Annotated in this window: 14 protein-coding genes; 8 read left to right on the top strand and 6 right to left on the bottom strand. The window is 64.0% G+C overall.

Going from position 1 to position 14,703, the window contains the following annotated elements; translation table 11 throughout:
* The first annotated feature begins 9 nt into the window (after nucleotides 1-9).
* The gene (locus DFS21_RS12490) at nucleotides 10-3,189 is read left to right on the top strand and encodes an efflux RND transporter permease subunit (protein WP_110699477.1); all 3,180 of its coding nucleotides are present in this window, start codon (nucleotides 10-12) and stop codon (nucleotides 3,187-3,189) included.
* Nucleotides 3,186-4,601 (top strand): efflux transporter outer membrane subunit, encoded by a 1,416-nt coding sequence (locus DFS21_RS12495; protein WP_111532406.1) that lies wholly within the window; start codon nucleotides 3,186-3,188, stop codon nucleotides 4,599-4,601. Before DFS21_RS12490 ends, DFS21_RS12495 begins: the two co-directional genes overlap by 4 nt.
* Before the next feature lie 80 nt (nucleotides 4,602-4,681).
* On the opposite strand, the gene DFS21_RS12500 is transcribed toward DFS21_RS12495, so the two are convergent.
* Nucleotides 4,682-4,948 carry a Pathogenicity locus gene (locus DFS21_RS12500; protein WP_046855896.1) on the bottom strand — a complete coding sequence of 89 codons (267 nt, stop codon included), beginning with the start codon at nucleotides 4,946-4,948 and terminating at the stop codon, nucleotides 4,682-4,684.
* A 92-nt stretch (nucleotides 4,949-5,040) separates the two neighbouring features.
* Here DFS21_RS12500 and DFS21_RS12505 point away from each other — a divergent pair, with 92 nt between their 5' ends.
* Nucleotides 5,041-5,658, top strand: a complete 618-nt coding sequence (locus DFS21_RS12505; protein WP_038705946.1) for a LysE family transporter — start codon at nucleotides 5,041-5,043, stop codon at nucleotides 5,656-5,658.
* 3 nt (nucleotides 5,659-5,661) lie between these two features.
* On the opposite strand, the gene DFS21_RS12510 is transcribed toward DFS21_RS12505, so the two are convergent.
* From DFS21_RS12510 to DFS21_RS12525, 4 genes are all read right to left on the bottom strand, one after another.
* Nucleotides 5,662-6,057 carry a hypothetical protein gene (locus DFS21_RS12510; protein ID WP_111532407.1) on the bottom strand — a complete coding sequence of 132 codons (396 nt, stop codon included), beginning with the start codon at nucleotides 6,055-6,057 and terminating at the stop codon, nucleotides 5,662-5,664.
* A gap of 78 nt (nucleotides 6,058-6,135) precedes the next feature.
* Nucleotides 6,136-6,642 (bottom strand): hypothetical protein, encoded by a 507-nt coding sequence (locus DFS21_RS12515; protein WP_111532408.1) that lies wholly within the window; start codon nucleotides 6,640-6,642, stop codon nucleotides 6,136-6,138.
* 13 nt (nucleotides 6,643-6,655) lie between these two features.
* A complete protein-coding gene (locus tag DFS21_RS12520) occupies nucleotides 6,656-7,909 on the bottom strand; it encodes an RES family NAD+ phosphorylase (protein WP_110699485.1) in 1,254 nt (417 codons plus the stop codon).
* A gap of 60 nt (nucleotides 7,910-7,969) precedes the next feature.
* On the bottom strand, nucleotides 7,970-8,671 hold the full coding sequence (locus tag DFS21_RS12525) for an NUDIX hydrolase (RefSeq protein ID WP_110699486.1): 702 nt from the start codon (nucleotides 8,669-8,671) through the stop codon (nucleotides 7,970-7,972).
* A 140-nt stretch (nucleotides 8,672-8,811) separates the two neighbouring features.
* Between DFS21_RS12525 and DFS21_RS12530 the strand changes: the two genes are divergently transcribed.
* The gene (locus DFS21_RS12530) at nucleotides 8,812-9,462 is read left to right on the top strand and encodes a nicotinamidase (RefSeq protein WP_110699487.1); all 651 of its coding nucleotides are present in this window, start codon (nucleotides 8,812-8,814) and stop codon (nucleotides 9,460-9,462) included.
* A complete protein-coding gene (gene pncB / locus DFS21_RS12535) occupies nucleotides 9,459-10,658 on the top strand; it encodes a nicotinate phosphoribosyltransferase (RefSeq protein ID WP_110699488.1) in 1,200 nt (399 codons plus the stop codon). The genes DFS21_RS12530 and pncB overlap by 4 nt, the downstream gene beginning before the upstream one ends.
* Before the next feature lie 98 nt (nucleotides 10,659-10,756).
* Here the strand turns inward: pncB and DFS21_RS12540 are convergent, their stop codons facing one another.
* Nucleotides 10,757-11,026, bottom strand: a complete 270-nt coding sequence (locus DFS21_RS12540) for a hypothetical protein (RefSeq protein WP_110699489.1) — start codon at nucleotides 11,024-11,026, stop codon at nucleotides 10,757-10,759.
* 265 nt (nucleotides 11,027-11,291) lie between these two features.
* Between DFS21_RS12540 and ppnN the strand changes: the two genes are divergently transcribed.
* From ppnN to DFS21_RS12555, 3 genes are all read left to right on the top strand, one after another.
* Nucleotides 11,292-12,665, top strand: coding sequence for a nucleotide 5'-monophosphate nucleosidase PpnN (gene ppnN, locus DFS21_RS12545; RefSeq protein WP_046855903.1), 1,374 nt, complete (start codon nucleotides 11,292-11,294; stop codon nucleotides 12,663-12,665).
* Between the two features lie 216 nt (nucleotides 12,666-12,881).
* A complete protein-coding gene (locus DFS21_RS12550) occupies nucleotides 12,882-13,532 on the top strand; it encodes a TIGR04211 family SH3 domain-containing protein (RefSeq protein WP_111532409.1) in 651 nt (216 codons plus the stop codon).
* A gap of 118 nt (nucleotides 13,533-13,650) precedes the next feature.
* Nucleotides 13,651-14,661, top strand: a complete 1,011-nt coding sequence (locus tag DFS21_RS12555) for a zinc-binding alcohol dehydrogenase family protein (protein WP_102690666.1) — start codon at nucleotides 13,651-13,653, stop codon at nucleotides 14,659-14,661.
* Nucleotides 14,662-14,703: the final 42 nt, after the last annotated feature.

Genomic DNA, 14,703 nt, shown 5'->3' on the forward strand with positions numbered 1-14,703 from the left:
ACAACACCGATGAACTTTTCGAAATTCTTCATTACCCGGCCGATCTTCGCCGCGGTGCTGTCGCTGGTGCTGCTGATCGCAGGTTCCATCTCGCTGTTCCAGCTGCCGATCAGCGAATACCCCGAAGTGGTACCGCCCACCGTGGTGGTGCGCGCCAACTTCCCCGGCGCCAACCCCAAGGTGATCGGCGAGACCGTCGCCGCGCCGCTTGAGCAAGCCATCACCGGTGTCGAGAACATGCTGTACATGTCATCGCAATCCACCGCCGACGGCAAGCTGACCCTGACCATCACCTTCGCCCTGGGCACCGACCTGGACAACGCCCAGGTGCAGGTGCAGAACCGCGTCACCCGTACCCAGCCCAAGCTGCCGGAAGAAGTGACCCGTATCGGCATCACCGTCGACAAGGCCTCGCCCGACCTGACCATGGTCGTGCACCTGACCTCGCCGGACAACCGCTATGACATGCTCTACCTGTCCAACTACGCCATCCTCAACATCAAGGATGAGCTGGCGCGCCTGGGCGGCGTGGGCGACGTGCAGCTGTTCGGCATGGGCGACTACTCGCTGCGCGTGTGGCTCGATCCGAACAAGACCGCCTCGCGCAACCTGACCGCCAGCGACGTGGTGGCCGCGATCCGCGAGCAGAACCGCCAGGTCGCCGCCGGCCAGCTCGGCGCCCCGCCCGCCCCCGGTTCGACCAGCTTCCAGCTGTCGATCAACACCCAGGGCCGCCTGGTCAACGAGGAAGAGTTCGAGAACATCATCATCCGTGCCGGTGCCAACGGCGAGATCACCCGCCTGAAGGACATCGCCCGGGTCGAACTCGGCTCCAGCCAGTACGCCCTACGCTCGCTGCTGAACAACCAGCCGGCGGTGGCCATCCCGATCTTCCAGCGTCCGGGCTCCAACGCCATCGAGATCTCCGACGAAGTGCGGGCGAAGATGGCCGAGCTGAAGAAGGACTTCCCCGAAGGCATGGACTACAGCATCGTCTATGACCCGACCGTGTTCGTCCGTGGCTCCATCGAGGCGGTGGTGCACACCCTGTTCGAAGCGCTGGTCCTGGTGGTGCTGGTCGTCATCCTGTTCCTGCAGACCTGGCGCGCCTCGATCATTCCGCTGCTGGCCGTGCCAGTGTCGCTGATCGGTACGTTCGCGGTCATGCACCTGTTCGGCTTCTCGCTCAACGCGCTATCGCTGTTCGGCCTGGTGCTGGCCATCGGTATCGTGGTGGACGACGCCATCGTCGTGGTGGAGAACGTCGAACGCAACATCGGACTGGGCCTGAAACCGCTGGAAGCCACGCAAAAGGCCATGAGCGAAGTGACCGGGCCGATCATCGCCACGGCGCTGGTGCTGTGCGCCGTGTTCGTGCCGGCGGCGTTCATCTCGGGCCTTACCGGGCAGTTCTACAAACAGTTCGCCCTGACCATCGCCATCTCCACCGTGATCTCGGCGTTCAACTCGCTGACCCTGTCGCCGGCCCTGGCCGCCGTGCTGCTCAAGGACCACCACGCGCCCAAGGACCGTTTCTCGCGGTTCCTGGAAAAACTGCTGGGCAGCTGGCTGTTCGCCCCGTTCAACCGCTTCTTCGACCGCGCCAGCCATGGCTATGTCGGTGGCGTGCGCCGGGTCATCCGCTCCAGCGGTATCGCCCTGTTCGTGTATGCCGGCCTGATGGGCCTGACCTACCTGGGCTTCTCGTCCACCCCGACCGGCTTCGTGCCGGCCCAGGACAAGCAGTACCTGGTGGCCTTCGCCCAGTTGCCTGACGCCGCCAGCCTCGACCGTACCGAGGCGGTGATCAAGAAGATGAGCGAGATCGCCCTCAAGCAGCCAGGCGTGGCCGACTCGGTGGCCTTCCCGGGCCTGTCGATCAACGGTTTCACCAACAGCCCGAACAGCGGCATCGTGTTCACCCCGCTCAAGCCGTTCGACGAGCGCAAGGACCCGAGCCAGTCGGCGGCAGCCATCGCGGCCGCGCTGAACGCCCAGTTCGCCGATATCCAGGATGCCTACATCGCGATCTTCCCGCCTCCGCCGGTACAAGGCCTGGGCACCATCGGCGGCTTCCGCCTGCAGATCGAGGACCGCGGCAACCTGGGCTATGAAGCGCTGTACAAGGAAACCCAGAACATCATCGCCAAGAGCCACAACGTGCCGGAACTGGCGGGCCTGTTCACCAGCTACCAGGTCAACGTGCCGCAGGTCGATGCCGCCATCGACCGGGAAAAGGCCAAGACCCATGGCGTGGCGATCAACGACATCTTCGACACCCTGCAGGTCTACCTGGGCTCGCTGTACACCAACGACTTCAACCGCTTTGGCCGCACCTATCAGGTCAACGTCCAGGCCGAGCAGCAGTTCCGCCTCGACGCCGAACAGATCGGCCAGCTGAAGGTGCGCAACAACCTGGGCGAGATGATCCCGCTGGCGACCTTCCTCAAGGTCAGCGACACCTCGGGGCCTGACCGCGTGATGCACTACAACGGCTTCATCACCGCCGAAATCAACGGCGCTGCGGCCCCCGGTTACAGCTCCGGCCAGGCCGAGGCTGCGATCGAGAAGCTGCTCAAGGAAGAGCTGCCCAACGGCATGACCTTCGAGTGGACCGACCTGACCTACCAGCAGATCCTCTCGGGCAATACCGCACTGTTCGTGTTCCCGCTGTGCGTGCTGCTGGCGTTCCTGGTGCTGGCCGCTCAGTACGAAAGCTGGAGCCTGCCGCTGGCGGTGATCCTGATCGTGCCGATGACCCTGCTGTCGGCCATCACCGGGGTGATCATCTCCGGTGGCGACAACAACATCTTCACCCAGATCGGCCTGATCGTACTGGTGGGCCTGGCGTGCAAGAACGCGATCCTGATCGTCGAGTTCGCCAAGGATGAACAGGCCAAGGGCCTCGACCCGCTGGCTGCGGTACTGGAAGCCTGCCGTCTGCGTCTGCGTCCGATCCTGATGACCTCGATCGCCTTCATCATGGGTGTGGTGCCGCTGGTGTTCTCCTCCGGCGCCGGTGCCGAGATGCGTCACGCCATGGGTGTGGCGGTGTTCTCGGGGATGATCGGGGTGACCGTGTTCGGCCTGTTCCTGACCCCGGTGTTCTTCTTCCTGATCCGCCGTTTCGTCGAGCGTCGCCAGGCCCGCAAGGCCGAGCACGCCGTGGCCCTGGAGAACCATGCATGAAGTTGCTCAAACCCCTGACCCCGAGCCTGCTGGCACTGGCCCTGGCGGCCTGCGCGGTGGGCCCGGACTACCAGGCCCCGCTGACCGAACCGGCCAAGCTGGACGCCGGCCTTGAAGCCAAAGCCTATGACCGCAGCCGCTTCGAGAGCGTGTGGTGGAAACAGTTCGACGACCCGGTGCTGAACCAGCTGGTGCAGGCATCGCTGGACGGCAACCGCGACCTACGCGTGGCCTTCGCCCGCCTGAAAGCGGCGCGGTCGATTCGCGAGGACGTGTCCAATGATCAGATCCCCGTGGTCACCAGCCGCGCCAGCAGCGACCTGGGCAAGGGCCAGGTGCCCGGCCAGACCGAGCGCCGGGTCAACAGCGAACGCTATGACCTGGGCCTGGACATGGCCTGGGAGCTTGACCTGTTCGGCCGCATCCAGCGCCAGATCGAGGCCAGCGAAGCCCAGGAAGCGGCGGCCGAGGCCGACCTGCAGCAACTGCAGGTCAGCCTGATCGCCGAGCTGGTCGACGCCTACGGTCAATTGCGCGGCGCGCAACTGCGCGAGCAGATCGCCGTGGCCAACCTGAAGACCCAGCAGCAGTCGCGGGACATCACCGTGACCCTGCGCGACACCGGGGTCGGCAACGAGCTCGACGTGGTGCGCGCCGACGCCCGCCTGGCGGGTGTCGAAGCCACCGTGCCGCAATTGCAGGCCGAACAGGTACGGGCGAAGAACCGCATCGCCACCCTGCTCGGCCAGCGCCCGGACGCGATGGCCGTGGACCTGTCGCCCAAGGCCCTGCCGGCCATCGCCAAGGCCTTGCCGGTGGGCGACCCCGGCGAGCTGCTGCGCCGCCGCCCGGACATTCGCAGCGCCGAGCGCCAGCTGGCTGCGGCCACGGCCAACGTCGGCGTGGCCACCGCCGACCTGTTCCCGCGGGTCAGCTTGAGTGGCTTCCTCGGCTTCACCGCCGCCCGCGGTTCGCAGATCGGCTCCTCGGCGGCCAACGCCTGGGCGCTGGGCCCGAGCATCACCTGGGCGGCGTTCGACCTGGGCAGCGTGCGCGCCCGCCTGCGCGGCGCCAAGGCCGATGCCGAAGGGGCGTTGGCCAACTACGAACAGCAAGTGCTGCTGGCCCTGGAAGAGTCCTCCAACGCCTTCAGCGACTACGGCAAGCGCCAACAGCGCCTGCTGGCGCTGATGCGCCAGAGCGACGCCAGCCGCAAGGCGGCGGACCTGGCCTCGGTGCGCTACCGCGAAGGCACGGTGGATTACCTGGTGCTGCTCGACGCCGAGCGCGAGCGCCTGAGCGCCGAAGACGCCCAGGCCCAGGGCGAGGTCGAGCTCTACAGCGGCATCGTCGCGATCTACAAGGCGCTTGGCGGCGGCTGGCAACCCGAAGTGGTGGCCAGTTCGCGCTGACCGCCCCCTGATGTGAAGACTCCTTTGGTTGGTTCCTCCCCCAACCGTTTGCCCCGAAAGCCTTGGTCTTCGGGGCTTTTTTATGCGCCGCTGGCGGGGCACGCGCCCTGCGGGACATGCTCTCTGGCCCGGGCAATCGCCGCCTGTATCGCCCCTCGTGCCTGGGGGCTGTTCTTCCAGCAACTGCTGCCCACCAACCCAGCAGCCTCGGTGACGATCTGCAAGGCATCGGCTTCGGCCAGCCGTGCCAACGAGCCATATCCCAGTTGTTCAAGGCGCTGCACCACGGTCGGGCCCACGCCCTTGACCGCCAGCAGCACCGCCCGCTCATCCGCACTGAACGCCATCTTCACCTCCCTGTAACGTCGTGGCTTTGCAAACGCGGCGAATGATGGCATATATCGAAGTCTGCCTGCCCACCTCCACCAGGAGAATCCCCATGCTCGGCGTGACCGACTACGGCGCTTTCGTGATCGCGTTCCTCATCCTCCTGGCGATCCCCGGGCCCGGCAACTTCGCCCTGATCACGGCCACCGGCAAGGGCGGCATCAAGGGCGGGCTGGCCGCCACCTTCGGGGTGATCCTTGGCGACCAGGTGCTGATGTGGCTGGCGGTGGCCGGCGTGGCCACCTTGCTGGCCACCTACCCCACCGCCTTCCACGTGGTGCAGTGGGCCGGCGCCGCCTACCTGGCCTGGCTCGGCCTGCGCATGGTGCTGAGCAAGCCCGGCGGCGCCCCGCGCGAGAGCCGCATGGCCAGCGGCCGCTACCTGCGCCAGACCATGATGATCACCCTGCTCAACCCCAAGGCGATCATGTTCTACATGGCGTTCTTCCCGCTGTTCATCGACCCGGTGCGCCACCAGGGCGTGGTCACCTTCGCCTTCATGGCGCTGACCGTGGCCGGGCTGACTCTGCTCTACGGCCTGATCGCGGTGTTCCTTACCCACCGACTGGCCGAGCGCATGCGCGCCAGCCCGCGCATCGCCAACCTGCTCGAACGGCTGGCCGGCGCCTGCCTGGTCGGCTTCGGCATCAAGCTGGCGGCGATGCGCTGAGGCTCAGGCGTCGCGCAGCAGGTCGTGGGCGTCGAGCAGGCGGAAGGCCACTTGCGGGTTGCGCTCGAGGCCACGGCGAATGGCGGCAGGGATCGACTGGCGGGTCTTGCGACACAGGCCCGGCTGGGGCTCCAGTTCGATGGCGATGCCGCGCATGGTCCGCACTTCATTGAGCCCAGGGCTGATATGTACACGGATACCCAGCTGCTCGAAGAGGCGCTGTTGCAGGTGGCGCAGGTCGTCCAGGTCCTTGAGGTTCTCCAACCGGGCGAGCAGGCGCTTCTCTTCCTCGCGGGTGAGCAGCAGGACGCGTCGCTCGGGGCCGTCGGCCAGGTGTTCGCGTCCGCAGTCGCAAGCGCCAGGCGGACAGGGATGACGTGTCTGGATGGGCGTACTCATCTCGCAAGCATAGTCATGACGCACCTCGCAGGTAGCCGAGGTAGTCGACACGGCCCGCTGCGCGATAACTCAACCGGATCATCTACCAAGCACCAGACTTCTGGATTGACGAGCGCGCCGATAATCGGCCCGCATCAATAGCATCAGAAAAAGACACGCCGTCGCACTGCCGGCGATATCCATCGACAGCTGCAAGGTCTGAAAGGCTCGCCCCGCCTGGGCCTGGCCAAGCTCCCATTGGCAACTCGCAAGCACATAGACGGTCGCAATCACTGCGGACCAATGCACGATGTAGATAGGGCGTGTCGCTCTGAATACTTTCGAGCGCAGGGCAACGAACCATCCAGCGCGCAGCCACGCTTTGGGCCATGCTTGCCGGGTGGACATTCTCGCGTGGAGCACCACCAGGAAAATACTCAGCAACACGACACCCAGGCCGCTGAGAAAGTGCTCCACCAGGCTCGCCTCTCCACCGCCTAGCCAGTCAAACAACGTGTTCAATTGCGCAACACTGCGCTGACGGCTGAACAACGCCAAGGCGCAACCTGCAAGGCCGATACTCGCACTGAGTATCAAGGTTTTCATGGGGTAAGCTGCTTTATCCATTCGCCTGTACCGTCAGTGTCAGTGCACTGGGTTGAGCATCGGACAGCCCATAGTGAACCGCTTGAATCGTTTTCACTTTCACATCGGCCTCCGATAGCACCACAGCAAATTCCGGCGTCCAGTCGGGGGACTTTCGGCGGCTCTCGTCGCCACTATCGAAAAGCACATAATTGATCCCTTCCTTATTCTGGACCGATCGAAAGGCAACGCCATCGAATTCCACGCCCTTGTGGTACCTGATGAATTCGGTCAGGGCCTGAGTCATCACATAGTCGGTATCCTGAGCCCGCAATGGCCGCCCAAGCTCTTCATGCAAGAGCCGCAGCATATGACGGTGCCGTGCTCGCTGTTGCTGCCCTCGCTCGAAAAGACTCAAAGCCTCATGATGAAACTCGCCTTCCAATGCAGTGAAATCAAAGATCGTCATATCCCGTGTCGGTGAAAACGTTCCCACTACAACCGTGTCGCCGATGGAGGGTCTAACTTCGGCCACGCAGGTCTCCAGCGTTTGCGAGACATACAACAACGGCATGCCGGCAGCGCTCATGCGGTTGTTCGCCGCAGACAGCTTGGGTGGAGCGCTTAGCTGGGCACCTGGGTTCTCCAGAATCTCTTGCAGCTCTTTCTCAGAGCGGGCAATGCGCGCCCGGAATAGCTCACTGCCTGCCGCTAGTGTCTTTACAACCAAGGGAATTTCAGCGCCCTCATGAGGCTTGGCCCGCAAGGCCTCACATACCAGAGAACCAAAGAAATTCTGCACATCCTGATTGAAGTATCGACGCCCGTGGATGAGCTCATGAGCAAAGCCTTGCCATTCGCTTATAACCTCATCACGCAGAACGGCGAAGGTTCCTGCCGGCGTCTGCCGATAACGCTGGCCGGCCCGATAGAAGCCCTCGGTACTGGCTTCAGGATTGACCAATAAAGTGGCTATCAGCGCATTGGCCTTTTCGCTGCCACAGTCGATCGAGAGACCGACGACCTGGGCCAATTCAAAGCCAACGGCCTCTTCTGCGCTGGGCACGACTTCAAAATACTTTGGCAATTCCCCTTGGATACGATCGGCAATCATCTGGATGTCACGCGCTTTTTCCACTTCACGCTCGCACGCGCAACAGGTCCTGCGTTCACGCAACGTCATGGCCTGGGAGGCAATAATCCAATCGCCCAGGCAATCTCGACAAATCCATGCCTGAACCTTGTCCTCAGCATCAGCAAAAAGATCATTCAGTAGTCTGTAGCTCATACGAATCTCCCCCTGACACTCTTGCTCAACATCTGCCGATTACGCACCCCGGTAGCCTCCTTACCCGGCAGCCAAAAGGCTACGGTCGAACATGAACACCCCAGCCCCTTGCGGCGTATGCCGGTACAGTTGTTGTGGCCGTCCCAGCCTGGGCTGGTTCTTCTCGCCGGTATCCACCACCCAGCCCGCTGCCTTCATCCGCTCCAGGCGCTTGCGCAGCGAGGTGCCGTTGACCGCCTGCCCTAGGCACGCTTGTACCGCGGCCAAGGCATCCAGCACGGTAAAGCGCTCCGGCACCAGGTACAGCGGCAGGTTGCTGTACACGGTCTTGGCCGCCAGCCGTTCGCAAGCGCGCTCGACCAGCAGGCGATGGTCGAACGGCAGTAGCCGCTTGCGCGCCAACACCTCGTCGACGTCGACAAACATCGGTTGCGCGGCGTCGACCTCGCCATCTGGATCGAGCAGCGCCAGGTAGTAGGTGCTCAACGACCACCCTCGTGGATCACGAAAGGCATTGCCTTCGGTGCCGACCTGCTCCAGGTGGCGCGGCACTACCTGGGCCTTCTCCACCAACGCACGTTCCGCGGCGGCGTCCAGACTGTTGTCCGGAGTCCGGCCATTGACGATCACACCCGGCAAGGCCCACTGCCCGGCATGGGGTTCGCGATCACGCAGGTGCAGCAGCACTTGCAGACGCTGGGTTTGCGGCGACAGGCGCAACGCGACGATATCCACGCTGGCCAAGACTTCTGGACTAGTCACATGCTCACTCCATTTCTTCCGCCTATATTCCATCAGGGCAACTAAATAGATCAAGCGATAAATTCGCCATAAAAGCACCCTTGACAGATTTAATTCACCAGATGGATTATATTGACCATCCAGCCAGGGAGTGACCCCAAATGAAGACCGCCAGTTTCGACGTCGACGCGCAAAACGGCTTCACCAGCAACGCGCCCCAGGAGCTACCGGTCCCCGGTGGCGAGCAGATCGCCCCCGCGCTCAACGCCATGGCCCAACGCGCGTCCCTGCGCCTGGGCAGCAAGGACGCGCACCCGGCCAATGCCGCCTGGGTGGTCGCCGACGCCGGGCAGATGCTGCAACCGCTGCCCCTGGCCAACGCCGACCTGACCTGGGTCAGCCACTGCGTCCCCGGCACGCCCGGCTTCGAACTGCTCCCCGGCCTGCCCGCCCCCATCGACTACGACTACTTCGTCTGGAAAGGCGTCGAACCCGACCTGCACCCCTACGGCGCCTGCTACCACGACCTGGCGGAACGCCGCTCCACCGGTGTCATCGAGTTCCTCAAGGTGCAACAGGTACAGGCGATCATCGTTGGTGGCCTGGCGCTCGACTACTGCGTGCGCACCACCGCCCTGCAACTGCGCCGCGCCGGTTTCGAGGTGTTGTTGTACCTGCCGGCCTGCCGCGCACTGAGCGCCGAGGGCGCGCAGCAGGCGTGCACAGAGATGGCCACCGCCGGCATCCACCTGTGCCCCGATGAACAGGACCTCGACCGCCAACTGGCGCAACTCAAGGAGGATCGCCCATGAGCGACAGCGTTTTCGGCCCACGGATCATCCAGAACCTGCTGGATACCGACTTCTACAAGATCACCATGATGCAGGCGGTGCTGCACAACTACCCCAACGCCGAGGTGGAATGGGAATTCCGCTGCCGCAACAACGAAGACCTGGCGCCCTACCTGGCCGAGATCCGCTACCAGATCGAACAACTGACCGATGTCTCGGTAACCCACGACCAGCTGGCCTACCTTGAGAAGATCCCGTTCATCAAGGCGGATTTCATCCGTTTTCTCAGCCTGTTCCGCTTCAACCTGCGCTACGTGCAGGTAGGCCTGGACGCTACCGGACAGCTGGCGATCCACGTGCGCGGCCCGTGGCTGCACGTGATCCTGTTCGAGATCCCGCTGCTGGCGATCATCAGCGAGGTGCGCAACCGCTACCGCTATCGCGAGGTAGTGATCGAGCAGGTCGGCGAGCGTCTGTACCAGAAGCTCGACTGGCTCAGGGCCGAGGCCAGCGACGACGAGCTTGCCGGCCTGCAACTGGCCGACTTCGGCACCCGCCGGCGCTTCTCGTACCGGGTACAGGAAGAGGTGGTGCACATCCTCAAGCGCGACTTCCCGGGCAAGTTCGTCGGCACCAGCAACGTGCACCTGGCCCGCGAGTACCAGGTCAAGCCGATCGGCACCATGGCCCACGAGTGGTTCATGGCCCACCAGCAGCTCGGTCCACGGCTGCTCGACAGCCAGGCCGCCGCACTGGAGTGCTGGGTGCGTGAGTATCGTGGTCAGTTGGGCATCGCCCTGACAGACTGCATCGGCATGGATGCCTTCATGCGCGACTTCGACCTGTATTTCACCAAGCTGTTCGACGGCCTGCGCCACGACTCGGGCGAGCCGCTGGCCTGGGCCGAGAAAGCCATCGCGCACTACCAGCGGCTGGGCATCGACCCCAGGAGCAAGACCCTGATCTTCTCCGATGGCCTGGACTTCCAGAAGATGCTCGAGCTGTACCGTGCGCTTAATGGCCGTATCCAGGTCAGCTTTGGCATCGGCACCAACCTCACCTGCGACATTCCCGGTGTCACGCCGATGAACATCGTGATCAAGATGACCGCGTGTAATGGCGCGCCGGTGGCAAAGATCTCCGACAGCCCAGGCAAGACCCAGTGCCGGGACGAGAACTTCGTGGCGTACCTGCGGCATGTGTTCAAGGTCGATTGACCGCGAAGCCGGCCTGCCCCTTGCGGACAAGCACGCCGCTCAGCCAGCTGATCCAGGAGCCCTGGCGCGCTTGCCACGCGCCAGGCCCGCGTCAATCGTTACCACTGGCCACTTGCGAGGCAGCCAACGATTTCCCAACCGCTGTATTCCCACCAGGAATAGCGCTCATCGGCGCAGTTTCTGGCAAGGCTTGCCACCTGGATGCTCTTGGCTGGTTGAGCGCTAGCGAAGGGCGTCCCAAGCGAGGAGGTTCCCTGGTTGACGGTTTGCGGCGCAGCGATGGAGGCCGGGTGCACGGAAGCGTTCGCGACAGTGATGCCGAAGGTGAGCGCTACGGATACGGCCAGGGCAGTCATTGGCTTTTTCATGTTGGAAATCCTTTCAGTGATCTGACAGGCGCACAGGCATTGGCCCGACCTGCCAACATCGTGACAGGCCAGGCTATCGGCAAACCTATCACCGCCGGGCCAACGGCACAGTCGCTCAACTGTGCTATTGACAGAACGCTGTGCAAAGCGCGCATTCGTGGCGCCTCTGGCCACCAAGGTTTTTCACCCTCCCCCTCGTTGCCACGCACATTTGCTTGTATGGTGTTGTCCAAGAAGGATGTTTTACCCGCACAGGAAAGACCAGATGCCCCAACGCAATGTCATCAACGCCTCCGTCAGCCCCAAGGGCAGCCTGGAGACGCTGTCGCAACGTGAAGTCCAGCAACTGAGCGAAGTCGGTACCGGCAGCCTCTATACCCTGTTCCGCCAGTGCGCCCTGGCCATCCTCAATACCGGCGCCCATGTCGACAATGCCAAGACCATCCTCGAGGCCTACAAGGACTTCGAGGTGCGTATCCACCAGCAGGACCGCGGCGTGCGCCTGGAGCTGCTCAACGCCCCGGCCGACGCCTTCGTCGATGGCGAGATGATCGCCAGTACCCGCGAGATGCTGTTCAGCGCCCTGCGCGACATCGTCTACACCGAGAGCGAACTGGCCAGCCAGCGCATCGACCTGGAAAGCTCGCAAGGCATCACCGACTACGTCTTCCACCTGCTGCGCAACGCCCGCACCCTTCGCCCCGGTGTCGAGCCGAAGATGGTGGTGTGCTGGGGCGGCCACTCGATCAGCACCGAGGAATACCAGTACACCAAGAAGGTCGGCCACGAGCTGGGCCTACGTAAGCTGGATGTCTGCACCGGCTGCGGCCCGGGCGTGATGAAAGGGCCGATGAAGGGCGCCACCATCGCCCATGCCAAGCAGCGCATGCACGGCAGCCGCTACCTGGGCCTGACCGAGCCGGGCATCATCGCCGCCGAGGCGCCCAACCCGATCGTCAACGAGCTGGTGATCCTGCCGGACATCGAGAAGCGTCTTGAAGCCTTCGTGCGTGTCGGCCACGGCATCATCATCTTCCCCGGCGGCGCCGGTACCGCCGAGGAGTTCCTCTACCTGCTCGGCATCCTCATGCACCCGGACAACCAGGGCCTGCCGTTCCCGGTGGTGCTCACCGGGCCGCGCAGCGCCGAGCCGTTCCTGCTGCAGTTGCATGCCTTCGTCGGCGCCACCCTCGGCGAGGCGGCGCAGCGCCACTACCAGATCATCATCGACGATCCGGCCGAGGTGGCGCGGCAGATGGTCGAAGGCCTCAAGGCAGTCAAGCAGTTCCGCCGCGAGCGCAACGACGCCTTCCACTTCAACTGGCTGCTGAAGATCGACGAAGGCTTCCAGCGCCCGTTCGACCCGACCCACGAGAACATGGCCAACCTGGCCCTGCGCCGCGACCTGCCGCCACACGAGCTGGCGGCCAACCTGCGCCGGGCGTTCTCGGGCGTCGTTGCCGGCAACGTCAAGGACAAGGGCATCCGCCTGATCGAGGAGCACGGGCCTTACCAGATCCGCGGCGATGCGGCGATCCTCGACCCGCTCGGGCGCCTGCTGCAGGCGTTCGTCGACCAGCACCGCATGAAGTTGCCCGGTGGGGCTGCGTATGTGCCGTGCTATGAAGTAGTGGCCTGAGGGCACTGTGGGCCGCTTTGCGGCCCTTTCGCCGGCGAACTGGCGCCCACAGCAGCCAATAACTCCTGGTTTTTCGCAATATTTTGCAGATATTTCCTGCGCCAGGTGGTGAACCTGCCCACAAAAAAACGGTCTTTCGCTGACGGTCAATCCACCCGACCGGATCGCCGGCCCAGTCATCGGGCCTTCATTCGTCCTGTTTCAGCGAAGACCAGCATGCCAGACATCCAGCCCGCTTCCCCTGCCCTCACCGCCCTGCGCGGTGGCCTGATCGCAGCCCTGATCGCCCTCGCCGCCCCGGCCCACGCCGAAGAACCGGCCACTGATGCGCGTTGGGTCAGTGACAGCCTGAACACTTACGTACGCAGCGGCCCTACCGATGGCCATCGCATCGTCGGCACGCTCAGGTCCGGGCAGAAGGTCACCCTGGTCACCAGCCAGGGCAACTACAGCCAGGTACGCGGGCAAAGCGGCGACCTGGTGTGGATCCTCACCAGTGACCTGCAGGCGGTGCCCGGCCAGAGCGAGCGCCTGCCGCAGCTCGACGCCCAGGTGGCCGAACTGTCCGGCCAGCTCAAGACCATCGACGACAGCTGGAAGAACCGCGTGCAGGGCATGCAGGAGACCCTCGACTCGCGCAAGGCGCTGATCGACGAGCTGGAAACCCGCAACAAGGCACTCAACGAGCAGCTCGAGCAGAGCCAGTCGAGCCTGCGCGACACCCAGGCGCGCCTGGGGGACGAGAACAAGCAGGTGATGATGCGCTACATGGTGTATGGCGGCAGCATCGCCGGCGCCGGGCTGCTGGCGGGGCTGATCCTGCCGGCGCTGACCCGCGGGCGCAAACGCAACGATCGCTGGTTCTGACCAGCATGGCCGCTACATTTTCAATAAAATGCTGAAACTGTTCCCGTGATTGCGATGTTTTTGCGATAAATCTTGCAGGCTAAGGTTGCCCTACCTACCACTCAGGGACCCTGATGCCATGAAAGCCATCGTCTTCACCCAACACGGCCTGCCGCTTACCGACCCGGCCTCGCTCTATGACAGCGACCTGCCCGCGCCTGTCCCCGGCCCACGCGATTTGCTGGTGGAAGTCCGCGCCATCGCGGTCAACCCGGTCGATACCAAGGTCCGCGCCGGCAGCGGCAGCACCAGCCAACCCAAGGTGCTGGGCTGGGATGCGGTCGGTGTGGTGCGCGCCATCGGTGAACAGGTGACCCTGTTCCAGCCCGGCGACGAGGTTTTCTATGCCGGTGCCATCGACCGTCCCGGCAGCTACAGCGAACTGCATCTAGTCGATGAGCGCATCGTCGGCCACAAGCCGCGCAGCCTGGACAATGCCAGCGCCGCCGCCCTGCCGCTGACCTCGATCACCGCCTGGGAGCTGCTGTTCGACCGCCTGGGCGTGCGCGAAGGCGGCGGCGAAGGGCAAAGCCTGCTGATCGTCGGCGCCGGCGGTGGCGTGGGCTCGATCCTCACCCAGCTGGCGCGCCAGCTCACCAACCTCACCGTGATCGGCACCGCCTCGCGCCCTGAAACCCAGGCCTGGGTACGCCAACTCGGCGCCCACCAGGTGATCGATCACAACCAGCCGCTGGCACCCCAGCTGGAGGCCGTGGGTATAGGCCAGGTGGACCTGGTGATCAGCCTGACCCACACCGACCGCCACTTCGCCCAGTTGGTCGAGGTGCTGCGCCCACAAGGCCGCCTGGCACTGATCGACGACCCGGCCAGCCTCGACGTGGTGCCGCTCAAGCGCAAGTCGCTGTCGTTGCACTGGGAGCTGATGTTCACCCGTTCGCTGTACCAGACCACCGACATGATCAAGCAGCACGCACTGCTGGAGCGAATCGCCGGGCTGGTCGATGAAGGCGTGATCAAGACCACGCTGGGCGAGCATTTCGGCGCGATCAACGCGGCCAACCTGCGCCGCGCCCACGAGTTGATCGAAAGCGGGAAGGCAAAGGGCAAGGTTGTACTGGAAGGTTTCTAGTCCGATAGGGGCCCTGTAGGCGCGATGACGTACCTGCAGGCG

This window comes from Pseudomonas sp. 2848, from assembly GCF_003253945.1.
In the GTDB taxonomy this organism is placed as follows: domain Bacteria; phylum Pseudomonadota; class Gammaproteobacteria; order Pseudomonadales; family Pseudomonadaceae; genus Aquipseudomonas.